This is a genomic window from Cupriavidus sp. WS, from assembly GCF_000395345.1.
GTDB classification, from domain to species: domain Bacteria; phylum Pseudomonadota; class Gammaproteobacteria; order Burkholderiales; family Burkholderiaceae; genus Cupriavidus; species Cupriavidus basilensis_B.
Window position 1 is genome coordinate 1 of sequence record NZ_AQPL01000126.1, and the last position, 16,321, is coordinate 16,321.

Consider the following 16,321-nt stretch of genomic DNA (forward strand, 5'->3'; position numbering starts at 1 on the left):
CGGGGCCGGAGGGCGCCCGCCGCCGGTCCTGCCGTCCTGCCCTAGGCTTCCAGCACGTAGCTGCCCGGCGCCTCGGCGAGCGCGCCGGGGGCCGGATCGCGCGCGGCCACGCGGCCGCTGGAGTGCGAGGCCAGCCACGCCTGCCAGCAGGGCCACCACGAGCCCTCGTGGCGGACCGCGTTGGCGAGGAAGTGCTCGGGGCTGGCGTAGGGCGCCAGCATGTCGCGCGTGGCCACGCGGTAGCGCCGCCCGGCATGGCCCGGCTCGGACACGATGCCGGCATTGTGGCCGCCCGAGGTCAGCAGGAAGGTCAGCGCGGCCGAGGTCAGCAGGTGCAGCTTGTAGACCGAGCGCCACGGCGAGACGTGGTCATGCTCGGTGCCCACCGCGAAGACCGGCATGCCCAGGTCGGACAGCGCCACCGGGCGGCCGTCCACGCAATAGCGGCCCTCGGCCAGGTCGTTGGTGAGGAACAGCTTGTGCAGGCACTCCGAATGCATGCGGTAGGGCAGCCGGGTGAGGTCGCGGTTCCACGACACCAGGTCGTTGGCGCGCAGCCGCTTGCCCAGCAGGTACTCGCTCATCATGCGCGACCAGATCAGGTCGCGCGATTGCAGCATCTGGAACGCGGCCGCCATCTGCGGGCCGTCGAGGTAGCCTTGCCGGCGCATGGTGGCGTCCAGCGTGGCCAGCGCGCTGCTGTCGATGAACAGGCCCAGCTCGCCCGGCTCGGAGAAGTCGGTCTCGCTGGCGAACAGGGTCAGGCTGCGCAGCGGCGATTCGTCGCGGTCGCCGTCGCCGTCCTCGTCCCGGCTCAGCGCCGCGGCGCAGATCGACAGCAGTGTGCCGCCCAGGCAGTAGCCGGCGGCGTGGACGCGCGTGCCGGGGCAGCGCTCCTGCACCACGCGCAGGGCGGCGCGGATGCCCAGCTCCAGGTAGTCGTCGAGCCCGGTCTCGCGCGCCTCGGCGCCGGGGTTCTTCCACGAGATCATGAAGACGGTATGGCCCTGCTCGACCAGGTAGCGCACCATCGAGTCGTGCGGCTGCAGGTCCAGGATGTAGTACTTCATGATCCAGGACGGCACGATCAGCACCGGCTCGCGCCACACCTCGGCGCCGGCCGGCGCGTACTGGATCAGCTCGATCAGCGCATTGCGGAACACCACCTTGCCCGGCGTGATGGCCACGTCGTGGCCCACCTTGAAGGCGGGCGGGCGGCGCAGCGCGGGCTCGTGGGTGAAGTCGGCCACCACGTCCTGCAGGTCTTCGAGCCAGTTGCGCGCGCCGTCGGCGAAATTGCCGCCGGCGCTGGTGGCGGCGGCCCGCATCACCACCGGGTTGAGCCACCAGGCGTTGCCGGGCGAGCAGGTGTCGAGCATCTGCCGGGCGCAGAACGACACCAGCCGCTCATGGTGCGGCGAGACGCCGCTCTGGCCGTGGGTCAGCGACTCCCACAGCGCCTCGCCGTTGCAGAACGCGTCGCGCCAGCAGCGGTAGGGCCATTGCGACCAGGCCGGGTCGGAGAAGCGCTGGTCGACGGGAGCCGCGGGCGTGGCGGGCGCGGCGGGCGCGGCGGGCATTGCGGGTGTAGTGGACGTAGCCGGCGTTGCGGGTGCGGCGGACGTCGCCGCCGGCGTGGCACCGGCGCCGTGCGGGATGTCGGGCCATGCGCCGGCACTGGCGGCGACGGTGCTGGCGAGCCATTGCCCGGCGGCGGCGCTGATCTTGCCGGGCGAGATCGCGGCGTGCAGGGCCCAGTCCATGCCGGCCTGCCAGAACGACGCCAGCGACAGGCCCTGCGTGGCCGCGGCCAGCATGGAGTGGACCTGTTCGTCCAGCAGTTCGTGCGGGCCGGCCGGGGCCGGCTCGCAGCCGCATCCGGCATCGGTGACGGCGAGTTCCTTGTTTGTGGTTGGCGCGTTCATTGCATGTGCTGCCCGCCGTTGATGGCGATGTTGGCGCCGGTGATGAAAGCCGCGTCGTCCGAGCACAGGAAGGCGATCAGCGCGCCCACTTCGTCGGGCCGCCCCAGCCGGCCCAGCGGGATCTGCGGCAGGATGCGGGTCTGGAGGATGTCGGCGGGGATGCCGGTGACCATGTGCGTGGCCAGGTAGCCGGGCGAGACCGTGTTCACGGTGACGCCCTTGGTGGCCAGCTCCAGCGCCAGCGACTTGCTGAAGCCGTGGATGCCGGCCTTGGCCGTGGCGTAGTTGGTCTGGCCGAAGGCGCCCTTGGAGCCGTTGACCGAGGCGATGTTGATGATGCGGCCCCAGCCGCGGCCGGCCATGCCTTCGCACAGCGGCTTGGTCATGTTGAAGATCGAGTCCAGGTCGGTGCGCAGCACGATGTCCCAGTCGGCCTTGGTCATGCGGCGGAAGGTCATGTCGCGCGTGATGCCGGCGTTGTTGACCAGGATGTCGACCGGGCCGGTCTGCGCCAGCACTTCGGCGGCGCAGCGCTGGCAGGCGTCGAAATCGGCCACGTCCACGGCGAACGCGCCGAACTCGCGCCCGGCCTCGCGCTGGTGCGCCAGCCAGGCCTGCACGTGGTCGTTGCCCAGCGAGTGGGTGACGGCGACCCGGTGGCCGGCGTCGTGCAGGCGGATGGCGATGGCTTCGCCGAGCCCGCCCATGCCGCCGGTGACGAGCGCGGTGCGGTTAGCCGGCATGAGCGACGCTCCTCGACTTGCCTGTCGTGGCGGCGGCGGGCTCGGCCAGCGGCATCCAGGAGGTGGGCAGGCTCAGTTTCTCGAACAGGTCCTTGACCGGCGCGGCCAGCGCGGCGGGGTTGGCGGCCTGCTGCCATAGCGAGGTCTGGCAGCGCTGCCAGGACTCGCCGGTTTCGCGCAACTGCTCGAGCACGGCGTTCTGGTCGTGGATGGCGAGCCGCATCCACGCCTGCATCAGCGTGGCGTAGTGCTCGGCCTGGCCGCGGAACAGCGCCGCCGGCAGCGCGGCCAGCGCGCCGAAGTCACCCGCGTGGACGAGCTGCTCGCCCATCTCGCGCGAGGTCTTGATGTCCTTGCGCACCGCCTCGAGCTGGGCTTCGAGCAGGCGTTCGCGGCTTTCCTGCAGCAGGGTCAGGGCCCGCAGACCCGCCTCGCAGGGGAAGGTCAGGAAGTCGGTCGGGATGCTGGTCGGTTCTGCCATGATGAATCTCCTTGGTCTGCGCGCGCCGTGCGGGTCGCTGCAATGCCTGACGGGAGGCGGGGCAGGCGCCGGACGGAGCGTGGCGGAGCGCGGCGGCATCGTCCGGGACTTGTCCCCGTCGGAAGGGACGGGCGCGATGCCCGCCATGCATGCCGGGCGGGCGCTGTCCCGTCAGTTGATTCTAGGAGAGCGGCGGGCGCGCCGGTTGATTCGCGTCAAGCTTCCGCGCGGCGGCGGCCGCGGCGCGCGCGCGCATGGCCGCGGCGCCCGGCGGCGGCGATTTAGTTTGAGGTGCGTCAGGCAAAATGTGCGCGCACGGCCCACACTGTCGGCTATCCGACAATCGCGCTGGCATTGCGCCCGCCCCCCGGCCAGAGGAACCCGGCATGGACCAGACCGTCGTCTCTTTTTGCGTTGCGCTCGGCATCGGGCTGGGGTTCGGGCTCGAGCGCGAGCGCAGCCAGGCGGCGGACGGCGCCGAGGCCGCCGCCGGCCTGCGCACCTTCGCCATCGCCAGCCTGTGCGGCGCGCTGGGCGCCTTCCTGCCGCAGGCGGGGCTGCTGCCGGCGGTGCTGCTCGGCGCGGCGGGCCTGGCCGCCGTGGGCTACCGGCATACCGCGGCCGGGGACCCCGGCCTGACCACCGAGTTCGCGCTGCTGTGCACGGTGCTGCTCGGTGCGCTTGCCATCACGCATCCGGCCATTGCCGCCGGCATCGCCGCGGTGCTGGTGAGCCTGCTGCATGGCAAGGCGACCCTGCACCGCCTGGTGCGCAGCGCGCTGACCCGGCAGGAGGTCAACGACGCGCTGACGCTGGCGGTCGCCGCGCTGGTGATCTGGCCGCTGCTGCCGGACCGCTACATGGGGCCGCTCGATGCCTGGAACCCGCGCACGCTGTGGCTGGTGGCGGTGCTGGTCATGATGATGGGCGCGGCCGGGCACATCGCCACGCGCGTGTTCGGCGAGCGGGCCGGGCTGCCGCTCACCGGCCTGTTCGGCGGCTTCGTCTCGAGCGTGGCGACGGTGGCCTCGATGGCCGCGCTGACGCGCAAGTCGCCCGCCATGCGCGACGCGGCGGTCGCGGCCGCGCTGCTCTCCAGCGTGGCCACCTTCGTGCAGATGCTGCTGCTGCTGGCCGCCACCAGCGCGGCCGCGCTGCGGGTGCTGGCGATACCGCTGGCGGCCGGGCTGGCCGTGATGGCGGCGTGCGCCGGCTTCTGGCTATGGCGCGAGGCCGGGCAGGAGCCGGCGCGCGAGGGCGCGCCGGCCGCCGGCCAGCGCATGGACTGGCGCGTGGCGGCGGGCTTCGTAGCGCTGATGGCGCTGCTGATGCTGGTCAGCGCCGCCGTGCGCGCGTGGCCGGGGACCGGGGTGCTGCTCGGCGTCGCGGTGGTGGGCGGGTTTGCCGACGCGCACGCGGCGACGGTCTCGGTCGCGGCGCAGGTGGCGGCCGGGCGCGTGTCGGCCGGGGACGCGGTGTGGCCGGTGCTGGCGGCGTTTTCCGCCAACACGCTGACCAAGATGGCCGCCGCCGCCGCCGGCGGGCCCGCGTTTGCCTGGCGTGTCGGGGCGGGGCTGGTGCTGGCCGCGGCGTCGACCTGGGGCGTCGCGCTCGTGCTGAGCGCCTGGCGCTGAAGGCTCAGCCGCGCCGGTCGAGCGCCAGCGCGCACAGCGTGCCGCAGGCGGCGGCAAACGCCGCGGCCGCGCCGAGCACGCGCCACGGGTGCTCATGCACGAACGCGTCGCCGGCCTGCGCGCCGGGCTGGATCTGCCCGCGCGCCTGTGCCTCCAGCTCGCGCAGGCGCAGTTGCAGCGCGTCGAGCCGCGCGCGGAACTGCCCGCGGGTGTGGCCGGCCTGCGCGCCGGCTTCGGTGGTCGCCTCGCGCAGCAGCGCATGCAGGTCGGCCAGCAGGGTCTCGATGTCGCGCGTCAGCGTGGCGCGGTGTGCGGACAGCTCGGAGCGGATGTCGTCGGTCATGGTGTTCTGCCGGCAGGCTGGAAGAGGTCGGGACGGGGTCCGGATAACGATTGCGGCGATCACGGCAATCACGGCAATCACGGGATGGGCGCACGCCACCCGGCGGCACGCGCCACACACTACAGGCAGCGCGCCGGTATGCCGCTTGACCAGAGTCAAGCGCGCGGCAGGCGGCGCCGTGGCCGCCGTGGCCGGATACCGCCTGGCGGCCCGCCCGGCGGCGCCGGGCAAGGCGCCGGCGCCGGCGCGCGGGCGCGCGCCGCCAGCGGGCGCCTTGCGCGCGCGCGTCGGGATTCGGCAACACGCGCGCGGCGGTGTTGCCGTTGCCGCGGCAGCGCTGATAGAATCGCCGCCCCCGTTTTTTGCCGGCGGCGCCGCGCGCCGCGTTCGCCGCCGCCGTGCCGCCCTTTCCCGGCGGTCGGATCCTGGCGCGGGAATGCGCCGCGCGCGCCGCTTCGGCTATAGTATTTCCACCTGCGGCCCCCCGGGGGCCGCGCGTTCCCCGCGCCTGCCGTGTCGATCCGGCCGGCGCCGCGACCGGTGGCCCGATGCCTGCGCCTCCGGGGCCGCGCGAGGGGCTCCGATCGATCGCCGCATTGGAGCGCCATGCGCAAATCGCCCCGGGCCGCAGCGTTGTTCCGCCTTCTCGTCCTGTTCCTGGTGTGCGCTGCGCGGGGGGGCGGCGCGGTGGCCGCGATGCCGGCGCCGGCGCCGGCACCCGCGCCGCACATCGAGGTGTTCGGCCGCCTGGCCTCGGCGCCGAAGCCGTGGCTGAGCCAGGACGACCGCGCGTGGCTGGCGCAGCGCGCGCCGCTGACGGTGGGCGTGGTGGCGCCGGACTATCCGCCGCTGGAGATGCTCAATGGCGAGCGCGTGGAGGGCGTCACGGCGGACTATCTCGCGCTGATGTTCGAGCCGTTGCCGCGCGTGCGCGCCTTCACCTCGCGGCAGGCGGCGCTGGAGGCGCTGCGGCGCGGCGAGATCGATTTGCTCGGGCGCGGCAGCGCCGCCGAGGCCGCCGACTACGACCTGCGCGTCTCCCATATCTACCTGGCCGACCAGCCGGTGCTGATCTCCCCCGACAGCCGCCGCTTCGACGACCAGCGCGAGGGCGCCACGCTGGCGCTGGTGGCCGGCTACCTGGCCGAGCGGCAAGTGGCCGCGCGCTACCCGAAGAGCCGCATCCTGCTGTTCACCTCGCCGCAGCGCGCGCTGGAAGCGCTGAGCCTGGGCCACGTGGACGGCATGATCGGCGATGCGCTGTCCACGCATTACCTGATCAACATGAATTACCTGCTGAACCTGCGCATCGAGAACTTCGCGCCGATCGACAGCCACGGCTTCGGCTTCCTGGTGCGCTCGGGCGAAGACCGGCTGCGCGCGCTGATCGACCGCGCGCTGGTGCAGATCAACGTGCAGTTCGGCGACGAGATCCTGCGTAGCTGGAGCGCCGGGCGGCGCTTCCGCCTCGACGAGCAGCGCCTGGCGCTGACGCCGGCCGAGAACCGCTGGCTGGCCGCGCACGCGGAGGTGCCGGTGATCGCCAACCGCTACCTGGGCTCGCTGGCGCAGCTCGACGCGCGCGGCCGCGTGACGGGCATCGGCCACGACTACCTCGAACTGATCGCCAAGCGCAGCGGCCTGAAGTTCACCTACACCAGCGCGGACAACTTCGCCGAGCTGAGCCGGCGCATGGAGGCCGGCGAGGCGATGATCACGCCGGTGCTGCCGCCGGACAACCCGAGCGGCGGCAAGCTGGAGATCCTGTCGCCGTACCTGCGCAGCTCGGTGATCCTGGTGACCCGCCAGGACCGCGAGGGCGTGAGCGATCTGGCCAGCCTGGCCGGCAAGCGGCTGGCGACCAGCCCCGGCTACTACCTCAACGAGACCCTCAGGCGCGACTATCCGGCGATCGACCTGCAGGTCTACGACAACCTGCTGGAGGCCATGCGCAGCGTCGACGAGGGCAGCAGCGACGCCAGCATCTCCAACCTGTTTTCCGGGCGTTTCCTGGTCGCGCACAATTTCAACGGCCGGCTGGTGGTCAGCGGCATCCTGGAGGACCGCACCGTGCCGGTCAGCATCGGCGTGCTCCAGAGCGAGCCGGAGCTGCAGAACATCCTGGAGAAGGCGCAGATGTCGATCGGCCCGGACGAGGTGGCCGACATCGTGCGCCAGTGGGAGCCGCGCTTTCCCGCGGTGGGCGCCAGCTTCTGGCGCGACCACCGCGGCCGCATCGTCCAGCTCGGCGGCATCTTCGCGCTGCCGGTGGCGCTGTCGCTGGTGTGGGCCTTCTACCTGGCGCGCCAGGTGCGCAAGACGCGGCGCGCGGAGAAGCGCCTGACCAACCAGCTCGCGCTCAAGAACACGCTGGTCAGCGCCATTCCCAACCCGGTCTACCTGCTCGACCGCGACGGCGGCCTGAGCGCCTGCAACCCGGCGCTGCTGCGGCTGTTCGGCGCCAGCGCGGAGCACAGCCTGGGCAAGACCATCCTCGACCTGCACTGGTTTCCGGCCGAACTGGCGCAGCGGCTGCTGCGCGAGCAGCGCCAGCGCATGGCGCAGGGCATGCCGGCGGTGGAGGAGCACCTGCTCGACATCAATGGCCAGGCGCGCTACATCCAGCACTGGACGGTGCCGTACCGCGACGTGGACGGCGAGGTGGGGGGCATGATCGGCGGCTGGGTCGACCTGACCGAGCGCCAGAGCCTGATCGGGCAGCTGCAGGTGGCGCGCGAGAAGGCGGAGTCGGCCAACCAGGCCAAGAGCATCTTCCTGTCCACCATGAGCCACGAGATCCGCACACCGATGAACGCCATCATCGGCCTGCAGGAGCTGGTGCTGCAGAAGGCCGCGCAAGGCACGGTCGACACCGATTCGCTGGCGGTCGCGCAGGAGGCGGCGCGGGGCTTGCTGCTGCTGCTCGGCAACGTGCTGGACCTGACCCGCATCGAGACCGGCAAGCTCGATTCCTCGCCCGAGCCGGTGGCGCTCAAGGCGCAGATCGAGGGTATCGTCACGCTGGTGCTCGGCATGGCGCGGCAGAAGCACCTGTCGCTGGACCTGCAATGCGAGGGCGACGTCGACCAGTGGGTGATGATGGACCCGCTGCACTTCAAGCAGGTGCTGTTCAACCTGCTGAGCAACGCCATCAAGTTCACCGAGCGCGGCGGCGTCACGCTGCGCGCCACGGGGCGCCGCGCGGGCGAGCGCCTGCGCCTGCTGCTGGAGGTCGTCGACACCGGCATCGGCATTTCGGCGCGGGACCAGGCCAAGCTGTTCCAGCCGTTCTCCCAGGTCGAGGCGGCGCAGGCCGGGCAGGCCTTCGGCAGCGGGCTGGGGCTGAGCATCAGCCTGCGCCTGGTCAAGCTGCTGGGCGGCAGCATCAGCCTGCGCAGCGAGCCGGGCCGCGGCTCGTCCTTCCGCGTCGACCTGGACCTGCCGCTGAGCGCGGCGCCCGCCGCGGCGGAGCCGCCGCGCGCGGCGCCGGCGGCCGCGGCGCGCAACCTGGACGTGCTGGCGGTGGACGACCATCCGGCCAACCGCATCACCTTCCGCCAGCAGCTCCGGCACCTGGGCCACCGCGTCACGCTGGCCGCGGACGGGCTGGAGGCGCTGGAACTGTGGCAGGCCGGCGCGTTCGACGTGGTGCTGACCGATTGCCAGATGCCGCGCATGGATGGCCTGGAACTGGCCCGCCGGATCCGCGAGGAGGAGGGCCGCGCCGGGCGCCACCGCTGCCTGATCCTGGCGGTCACCGCCAGCGCCGAGCCGGCCGAGGTGGAGCGCTGCCTGGCGGCCGGCATGGACCGCGTGCTGATCAAGCCGCTGACGCTGGAGACCGTCGGGCAGGCGCTGGCCGCCGTGTCCGCGTAGACTTCAGCGTTGTCTTCCTTCGCGGCCGTCTGGCCGTTTTTTCGCGTTTCCAGGATTTCCAAGTGAGCCTCCGCAGTTTCCAGGGCAAAGCCCCCCGTCTCGGCGATCGTGTGTTCGTCGATGCCAGCGCCGTGCTGATCGGCGACATCGAGATCGGCGCCGACAGTTCCGTCTGGCCGATGGTGACCATCCGCGGCGACATGCATCGCATCCGCATCGGCGCCCGCACCAGCGTGCAGGACGGCAGCGTGCTGCACATCACGCATGCCGGCCCGTTCAATCCGGACGGCTTTCCGCTGACCATCGGCGACGACGTGACCATCGGCCACAAGGCGATGCTGCACGGCTGCACGATCGGCAGCCGCATCCTGATCGGCATGGGCGCCACCGTCATGGACGGCGCGGTGATCGGCGACGAAGCGATCCTCGGCGCCGGCAGCCTGGTGCCGCCCGGCAAGGTGCTCGAAGGCGGCCATCTCTACGTTGGCAGCCCGGCGCGGCAGGCGCGCCCGCTCACCGAGAAGGAGCGCGGTTTCTTCCGCTACGCGGCCGGCAACTACGTCAGGCTCAAGGACCAGTACCTCGCGGAGCGGGCCGGAGGCTGAGCGCCCGCGGCGCCTTGCTCAGGCCGGGCCGCCGGCCGGGTGCGCGGGCCGCGCCGGCGTGTCGCCGCGCGGCAGGCCGAGGATCTGGCGCGCTTCCTCGGGCGTGGCGATCTCGTAGTCCATTTCCCGCAGGATGCGCACGGTGCGCTCGACCAGCGCGACGTTGCTGGCCAGCTCGCCTTGCCGGTAGTACAGGTTGTCTTCCAGGCCGACGCGGATCACCTGGCCGCCGAGCAGCAGCGAGTTGATGCCGGCCTGGAGCTGGGACGGCCCGATGCCGCTGACGCAGAAGACGCTTTGCCGGGGCAGCAGGTCGACCATGAATTGCAGTGTCTTGGGGTCGTACGGCATGGCGTTCTGGAACCCGCGGTGCGCGTTCATCACCAGGTTGAAGACATAGGGCGGCTCGTCCAGCCCCATCTGGATCAGCGTGGCCGCGTCCTGGACGATGTGGGCGGGGCTGAACACTTCCCACTCGGGCTTGATGCCGCGCCGCTTCATTTCCTCCGCCAGGGTCCTGCAGCGCGAGGGCGAGGTATTGAACAGGATTTCCCTGCCGCCGAAGCTGCCGACGAAGGTGCATGCATCCAGCGTGCACATCTCCGCGCCGGCGTCCATGCCCTTGAGCCGCTCCTCCCACACGGTGTCCCACATGCCGTCCGCGAGCGGCCGGATCATGTCGCCGTGGACCCCGCCGCCGGTCGAGTTGTTGATGACGATGCCGCACCGGGCGCGGATCTGTTCGTTGATGCTGCGGTAGATGTCCGCGTTGCACGTGGCCTGGTCGTCGGGCAGGCGGGCGTGGATGGCGGCCACGCTGGCGCCGGCGTTGTAGCAGTCATAAACATCCCGCGCGATTTCGCCGGGCTGCGTGGGCAGGTGCGGATTCTGGGACTTGAAGGCCATGCCTCCGGTGGGGGCCACCAGGACCACGACTTTGTTCGATGCGATCATTGCTTGTCTCCGATGTGATGAATGCCACTGCGCCAGCTAAGGCTGGTCTCGATGGCGGCCGGTCTCGCCGGCCCGGCAGCCGGGCGCTGGCGAAACCGGCGCGGCGCCACGGGCGCGGCGCGCCCGTGGCGGATGGCGCGCCCGGCCTCAGGCGGGGAAGAGGTGCCCGTACTTGTGCACGAAGCCCGTGAACGCCGCGACGAAACGGTCGATTTCCTCCTGGCCGATGGGCACGCTGAGCACGACGAAGCCGCGGCGGGCCAGGTACACGCCGTTCTCGATCATGTGGAAGAAGAAGAGGTCCTTGACGGCGTTGCCGGCGGGCAGGATGTCGGCGGTCGAGCGGATTTCGTGCGTGCCTGGCTGGAGGTTCATCAGCGAGCCCAGGCCGATGAACCGGAGGGCCGCGGCATTCTCCTCGCAGATCCGGTTCAGCCGGTCGCGCAGGGCGTCGCCGAGCGCGTTCAGACGCAGCGCGGCGTCCGCCGTATAGATCTGGGACAGGCCGGCGGCGCCCGCGGCCATGGTCAGCACGTTGTTGTTGAAGGTGCCGGCATGCGGGGTCGCGCCCACGCGCCGCGGGTCGAACTGGGACATGATGTCCGCGCGGCCGCCGAACGCGCCGAAGGACATGCCGCCGCCGATGTACTTGCCCAGCGTGGTCAGGTCGGCGTGGATGCCCAGCTTTTCCTGCAGGCCGCCCGGCGCGAGGCGCGAGGTCATGACCTCGTCGAACACCAGCAGCGCGCCCTGCTGGCGCGCCAGCTCCCGCAGGCCGCGCAGGAAGTCCACCTTGGCCTCGATGCATCCGGAGGCGCCCTGCATGGGCTCGACCACCACCGCGGCGATCTCCCGCGGGTTCGCCGCGAACAGCGCGCGGACGCTGTCGAGATCGTTGTACGAGGCGATCAGGAAATCGTGCGACACGTTGACCGGCGTATTCCCCCTGGCGAACGTGAGAACGCCGCCGTGGTAGCCGCCATCGAACACGATGATCTTCGACCGCCCGGTGTGGATCTTGGCCGCCGAGATGGCCATGAGGTTGGCCTCGGTGCCCGAGTTGGTGAAACGGACCACGTCGACCGACGGGAAGCGCTCGCAGATCAGGCTGGCCAGCCTTGCCTCCAGCACGTTGTGCCCGCTCAGGTTGATCCCGGCATCCAGCGCGCCGTCGATGGCGCGGCGGATCACGGGATTGGAGTGGCCGTAGATGCCTGCCGTGAATTCCGCGATGAAATCCACGTAGACGTGGCCATCGGCGTCCCACAGGCGGCACCCTTCGCCGCGCGTCATGGCCAGCGGGAACGGCGCGTAGAACAGGACCGAGCGGGTGTTGCCGCCCGGCATGTAGCGCGAGGCCAGGTCGAACTGCTTCTGGCTGGCGGCGTTGCGTGTGGCATAGCGGTCCGCGGCCTGGGCTACCGCAGTGGCGACCGGGTCGGTGTCAACCGTGAAGAGGTGTGGATCCATGATGAGGCGCTGCGTGGGAAACCGCGGGAGGCGGCTTCCGGGAGTTGTTGAAATGTGTACTAGGTAATTACTGTACATCGTACAATTAATCGATGCAAGACGTTCCGGGCTTCGTCCGTGGCCGGGCGGCGGCGCGCTCGCCCGGACCACGGCGCGCCGCCTCAGACCACGGAAACCGGCGCGCCTGCCGGCGCGGCGTCCGTGAGTGGCGGATGGGTGACGATGGACCGTAGCGCGGCCGCGCTGGTCTTCAACGCGGCGAGGTCCGGGCGCGGCCGGCGCAGCACGGTGTCCGCGCTGAACGCGGACTCCAGCGCCGAGGCGATTTCCAGGAGGCGCAAGTCGCGCCGGAACGGCGCGATCACCTGGAGCCCGAATGGCAGCCCTTGCCGGTCGAGCCCGCACGGCAGCGACAGGGCCGGGTTGGTGGCGAGCGTGACGATGTAGGTCAGGTCGAGCCACCGGTAGTAATTGGGCAGCGGCTTGCCGTTGATCGCCTCGGCATGGGGGCGCGTCCACGGGAACGGCGACACCGGCGTGGTGGGGGCCAGTATCACGTCGAAGCGCGAATACAGCCGCTGGAACGCGCGGAAGATGCGGGTCTGCTCGGCATGCGCCCATGCCGCGTCCGCCAGGGAGAAGGCGGCGCCGAGCTCGTAGTTGGCGCGGGCGTTCGGGCCGATCGAGGCGGGGTCGTTTTCATATGCCCCGCGCATGGCGGCGACGAATGCCTGCGAGCGCATGATGTCGAAGCAGCGGTGCACCTCGCCGAGCGGTTCGCCGGCGAAGCCGACGGGCTCGCACGACGCGAACAGGCCGGCAATCCTGGCGATGCGCTCGCGGAACGTGGCGCGGATGCCGTCATCGACCTCGCACGCGCCGAAATCCTCGGTGAAGCCGACCCGCAGCGTGGCGAGGTCCGCGGCCCGCAGGTTCAGCAAGCCGTGCGGCTGCGCGTCCTGGCTGAGCGGATCGGCGTCGCACAGGCCGACCGTCGCCGCGAGCTGGAGCGCGGCCTCGGCCACGGTCCGGCCCATCGGCCCGACGACGGAAAGCGCCGACCAGCCCAGCAGCCGCCGCTCGCTCGGCACCAGGCCCGGGGAAGGGCGCATGCCCACCACGCCGCATTTCGCGGCCGGTATCCGCAGCGATCCTCCGGTATCGGAGCCGGTGCAGACCGGCAGCATGTCGCAGGCCAGCGCGGCGGCCGAGCCGCCCGACGAGCCACCCGCGTTCAGGCGCGGATCGAAGGGGTTTCCCGTGGCGCCCCACACCGGATTGCGCGTGTTCGCGCCGGCGCCGAACTCGGGCACGTTGGTCTTGCCGACCAGGATGGCGCCGGCGGCGCGCAGGCGGCTGACCAGCACGTTGTCGCGCGGCGGCAGGTTGCCGCGGTATAGCGGGGAGCCGTAGGTGGTCAGCAGGCCTTGCGTTTCCTCCAGGTCCTTGACGCCCATGGGCAGCCCGTGAAGCAGGCCCACGGGCTTGCCCGCGCCGAGCGCGCGCTCGGCGGCGCGCGCCTGCGTTCCGGCGCGCTCGAAGCACGTCGCCGTGACGGCGTTCACGTAAGGGTTGACGGCCTCGATGCGGCGGATGCACGACCGCAGCACTTCCACGGGCGATATCCGCCGCGCGAGGATCATCGAGCGCAGTTCGGGCGCGGTGAGTTCGGCAAGCTCGGCGGTCATGGGGTCTCCTCTGCGGCGGTCCGGACCGCGTCCTGGTTGGCGGGGAATGGCGGGCGGCGCGTCACTTCAGCTTCGCCTTTTCGACCACCGTGGCGTTCTGCGCCATTTCGGCGCTGGCGCGGCGCTGGAAGGCCGCGCCGTCCTGCCAGCTCGCGGAGAAGCCCAGCGCGCCCAGCTTCTTCTGCACCTCCGGGGCCTGCACCACGGCTTTCAGCTCGGCTTCGAGCCGTGCCGACACGTCGGCCGGCAGGCCCTTGGGCGCAACCACGCCGACCCAGTTGTCGAAGACGAAGTCAGGCACGCCCTGCTCGATGAACGTCGGCACCTGCGGCAGCAGCGCGGCGTGCTGCCGCGACGCCACGGCGATCGGCACCAGCGCGCCGGACTGGATGAACGGCGCGGCCGCCACGACGCTGTCGACCGCCAGCGCGGTCTGCTTGCCCATCAGCGCGGTCAGCGAAGGCGCGCTGCCCTGGAACGGGACGTGCAGCAGCGTGATGCCGGTCTTCAGCGCGAAGCTCTCGGCAATGATGTTCGGCATGGAGCCGCTGCCGAACGAGCCGTAGCTCAGGCCGCCGGGCTCCTTGCGCGCCGCGGCGACGACGTCGGCAACGGTCTTCAGCGGTGAGCCGGGGTAGGTCAGCATGACCATCGGCATCGCCGCGACGATGCCCAGGTAGTCGAAGCTGGCGGCGCTGTAGCGCGCGTTCGGATAGATCAGGGGATTGATCGTGAAGGTGGGCGCGCCCGTGACGAGCAGCGTATAGCCGTCGGCCCTGGCCCTGGCCGCGAAGGTGGCGCCGATGGTGGTGTTCGCGCCGGGGCGGTTGTCCACCACGAACGGCTGGTGCAGCCGCTCCTGCAGTTGCGCGGCGATGAGCCGGGCAATCGTGTCCCCCGTGCCGCCGGCCGGAACCGGCACGACCACCGTGACGGGCCGCGCCGGATAAGGCTGCGCAAAAGACGGCTGGAACGCGCAGATGCCGGCGACGGCGATCGCGGGGAAGAGGTAACGCATGAAGGACTCCAATTCGGTCTCGGGTGGGGGCGGCCGCTGTCGTCCAGGCGGCCGGTGCTGCCGATATTGGACCATTGTTCGTCGTTTTTCAATACATTGTTCATCGTACAATGAATTTTAGGTCCGGGGGCACTGATGTTGTGCCTGCCGGCGCCGCCGGTGCACGGAATCGAGGCGCCGCGCCTCATCCTGGCTCCTCCGTGGCGGCCCTTGCCAGCCATGTCCCGCGCTCTCCGCGCGCTGCCTGATACGCGTAATCACCTATTCGTTGTACATCAGACAATAAATAAACTGTCCTTGGTATCGGCGGGAATAGAACGTCGTACAGGGATGGCACGCACATTGCGTAGCCGACGCCATGCCTCGTTTTTCCGCCGTGGCGCGGCGCGGGGCACGGGCGAGTTGGACGAAGACGGACACACACGAGAGAAGGGGAGCAGAACTTGAATACTTGGAGCAAGGCATGGGCGGCCGGCGCAGCCCTGTGCGGACTGGCGGGCGGGGCGCAAGCCCAGACGTCAGGCGTGACGATCTACGGCTCGATCGACGCCGGGGTGACTTATCTCAGCAACGTGGGCGGCCATAACCAGGTGAAGATGGACGACAGCATCAGCCAGGGGAACCGTTTCGGCTTCCGCGGCAGCGAGAGCATTTCGAGCGACCTGTCCGCCATCTTCAACCTCGAAGGCGGCTTCATGTCGGATACCGGCGCGAGCCGGCAGGGCGGCTTGCTGTTCGGGCGCCAGGCGTATGTCGGACTGGCGTCCCGGCGCTTCGGCACGCTGACGATGGGCCGGCGCTTCGACCAGATGGTGAGCCTGATCCGCTATCACCCGGGCTACTACACCGGCATCTATTCGTTCACGCCGGGCGACCTGGACCGCATTTCCGGCGCGTGGCTGAACAACACGGTGGTCTACAGCAGCCCCAGCATCGCCGGCTTCACGCTGAACGGGCAGTACAGCTTCGCCGAGGACGGCACCAGCAACACCAACGGCGGGCGCGCCTACAGCCTCAGCGCGGCCTACGAGGCCGGCCAGTTCAACGCGGTGGTGGCCGCCACGGGGATCAAGCAGTACGCCACCAAGTCGGCCAGCGCGATGGGCGTGCCCAATCTGTTCGGCGCGCCCGCGAATGCCGCCCAGGCGACCACGGTTCTGGACGACTACCGCAGCGTCGGCGCCGGCGCGGCGTACAAGTTCGAGAAGGTGGCGGTCAGCGGGCTGTACACGAACACCCGGCTGGAGCCCAGGGGCGGCCCGGTGGAAACGCTGCACAACGCCTCGCTCACCGTGGCGTACTGGCTGACGCCGAACCTGATCCTCGCTTCCGGCTATACGTACTCCAAGCTGGGCGACTACCGCTGGAACACGTTCAACGGCGCGGTGGATTATCTGTTCTCGAAGCGCACCGACGTGTATTTCATGGCGAACTTCCAGGACGCCAGCGCGCGGGCCCACGCGATCCTCACCACGAACTCGGCGTCCGGCAACGACCGCCAACTCGGGCTGCGCGTGGGCATTCGCCACAAGTTCTGATCCCGCGACCCTCTTCCGATACTGAATCAATAGCTAAGGCTTGGCC

General features: G+C 70.8%; 12 protein-coding genes. 4 read left to right on the forward strand and 8 right to left on the reverse strand.

Features of this window, described 5'->3' with window-relative positions:
- Window positions 1–41 precede the first annotated feature (41 nt).
- From K206_RS0111475 to K206_RS0111485, 3 genes are read right to left on the reverse strand one after another with little or no spacing between them, the layout of a single operon-like run.
- Complete coding sequence (locus K206_RS0111475) at window positions 42–1,925, reverse strand: alpha/beta hydrolase (protein ID WP_020202557.1); 1,884 nt, start codon at window positions 1,923–1,925, stop codon at window positions 42–44.
- A complete protein-coding gene (phbB, locus tag K206_RS0111480) occupies window positions 1,922–2,668 on the reverse strand; it encodes an acetoacetyl-CoA reductase (protein ID WP_020202558.1) in 747 nt (248 codons plus the stop codon). The genes K206_RS0111475 and phbB overlap by 4 nt, the downstream gene beginning before the upstream one ends.
- Window positions 2,658–3,149, reverse strand: a complete 492-nt coding sequence (locus K206_RS0111485) for a phasin family protein (RefSeq protein WP_020202559.1) — start codon at window positions 3,147–3,149, stop codon at window positions 2,658–2,660. Before K206_RS0111485 ends, phbB begins: the two co-directional genes overlap by 11 nt.
- 386 nt (window positions 3,150–3,535) lie before the next feature.
- Here K206_RS0111485 and K206_RS0111490 point away from each other — a divergent pair, with 386 nt between their 5' ends.
- Window positions 3,536–4,783: a DUF4010 domain-containing protein gene (locus K206_RS0111490; protein ID WP_020202560.1), complete on the forward strand. Its 1,248-nt coding sequence runs from the start codon at window positions 3,536–3,538 to the stop codon at window positions 4,781–4,783.
- A gap of 4 nt (window positions 4,784–4,787) precedes the next feature.
- Here the strand turns inward: K206_RS0111490 and K206_RS0111495 are convergent, their stop codons facing one another.
- Window positions 4,788–5,126 carry a YqjD family protein gene (locus K206_RS0111495; protein ID WP_020202561.1) on the reverse strand — a complete coding sequence of 113 codons (339 nt, stop codon included), beginning with the start codon at window positions 5,124–5,126 and terminating at the stop codon, window positions 4,788–4,790.
- A gap of 606 nt (window positions 5,127–5,732) precedes the next feature.
- Here K206_RS0111495 and K206_RS0111500 point away from each other — a divergent pair.
- Window positions 5,733–9,002, forward strand: a complete 3,270-nt coding sequence (locus K206_RS0111500; protein ID WP_155888038.1) for a transporter substrate-binding domain-containing protein — start codon at window positions 5,733–5,735, stop codon at window positions 9,000–9,002.
- A gap of 62 nt (window positions 9,003–9,064) precedes the next feature.
- Window positions 9,065–9,607, forward strand: coding sequence for a gamma carbonic anhydrase family protein (locus K206_RS0111505; protein ID WP_029043507.1), 543 nt, complete (start codon window positions 9,065–9,067; stop codon window positions 9,605–9,607).
- Window positions 9,608–9,625: 18 nt separating this feature from the next.
- Here K206_RS0111505 and K206_RS0111510 read toward each other — a convergent pair whose 3' ends face one another.
- From K206_RS0111510 to K206_RS0111525, 4 genes are all read right to left on the reverse strand, one after another.
- Complete coding sequence (locus K206_RS0111510; RefSeq protein WP_020202564.1) at window positions 9,626–10,561, reverse strand: 3-keto-5-aminohexanoate cleavage protein; 936 nt, start codon at window positions 10,559–10,561, stop codon at window positions 9,626–9,628.
- A gap of 147 nt (window positions 10,562–10,708) precedes the next feature.
- Entirely contained in the window at window positions 10,709–12,031 is a 1,323-nt protein-coding gene (locus K206_RS0111515; protein ID WP_020202565.1) for an aspartate aminotransferase family protein, read from the reverse strand.
- Window positions 12,032–12,192: 161 nt separating this feature from the next.
- Window positions 12,193–13,719, reverse strand: a complete 1,527-nt coding sequence (locus K206_RS0111520) for an amidase (protein WP_020202566.1) — start codon at window positions 13,717–13,719, stop codon at window positions 12,193–12,195.
- A 61-nt stretch (window positions 13,720–13,780) separates the two neighbouring features.
- Window positions 13,781–14,737, reverse strand: a complete 957-nt coding sequence (locus tag K206_RS0111525; RefSeq protein ID WP_020423751.1) for a tripartite tricarboxylate transporter substrate binding protein — start codon at window positions 14,735–14,737, stop codon at window positions 13,781–13,783.
- A gap of 443 nt (window positions 14,738–15,180) precedes the next feature.
- On the opposite strand from K206_RS0111525, the gene K206_RS0111530 reads away from it, so the two are divergent.
- Window positions 15,181–16,275: a porin gene (locus K206_RS0111530; RefSeq protein WP_231401595.1), complete on the forward strand. Its 1,095-nt coding sequence runs from the start codon at window positions 15,181–15,183 to the stop codon at window positions 16,273–16,275.
- Window positions 16,276–16,321: the final 46 nt, after the last annotated feature.

Bases quoted from the DNA above. Each gene is read 5' to 3' on its own strand.
- K206_RS0111475 (WP_020202557.1), bottom strand. From the start codon at position 1,925: ATGAACGCGCCAACCACAAACAAGGAACTCGCCGTCACCGATGCCGGA.
- phbB (WP_020202558.1), bottom strand. From the start codon at position 2,668: ATGCCGGCTAACCGCACCGCGCTCGTCACCGGCGGCATGGGCGGGCTC.
- K206_RS0111485 (WP_020202559.1), bottom strand. From the start codon at position 3,149: ATGGCAGAACCGACCAGCATCCCGACCGACTTCCTGACCTTCCCCTGC.
- K206_RS0111490 (WP_020202560.1), top strand. From the start codon at position 3,536: ATGGACCAGACCGTCGTCTCTTTTTGCGTTGCGCTCGGCATCGGGCTG.
- K206_RS0111495 (WP_020202561.1), bottom strand. From the start codon at position 5,126: ATGACCGACGACATCCGCTCCGAGCTGTCCGCACACCGCGCCACGCTG.
- K206_RS0111500 (WP_155888038.1), top strand. From the start codon at position 5,733: ATGCGCAAATCGCCCCGGGCCGCAGCGTTGTTCCGCCTTCTCGTCCTG.
- K206_RS0111510 (WP_020202564.1), bottom strand. From the start codon at position 10,561: ATGATCGCATCGAACAAAGTCGTGGTCCTGGTGGCCCCCACCGGAGGC.
- K206_RS0111515 (WP_020202565.1), bottom strand. From the start codon at position 12,031: ATGGATCCACACCTCTTCACGGTTGACACCGACCCGGTCGCCACTGCG.
- K206_RS0111520 (WP_020202566.1), bottom strand. From the start codon at position 13,719: ATGACCGCCGAGCTTGCCGAACTCACCGCGCCCGAACTGCGCTCGATG.
- K206_RS0111525 (WP_020423751.1), bottom strand. From the start codon at position 14,737: ATGCGTTACCTCTTCCCCGCGATCGCCGTCGCCGGCATCTGCGCGTTC.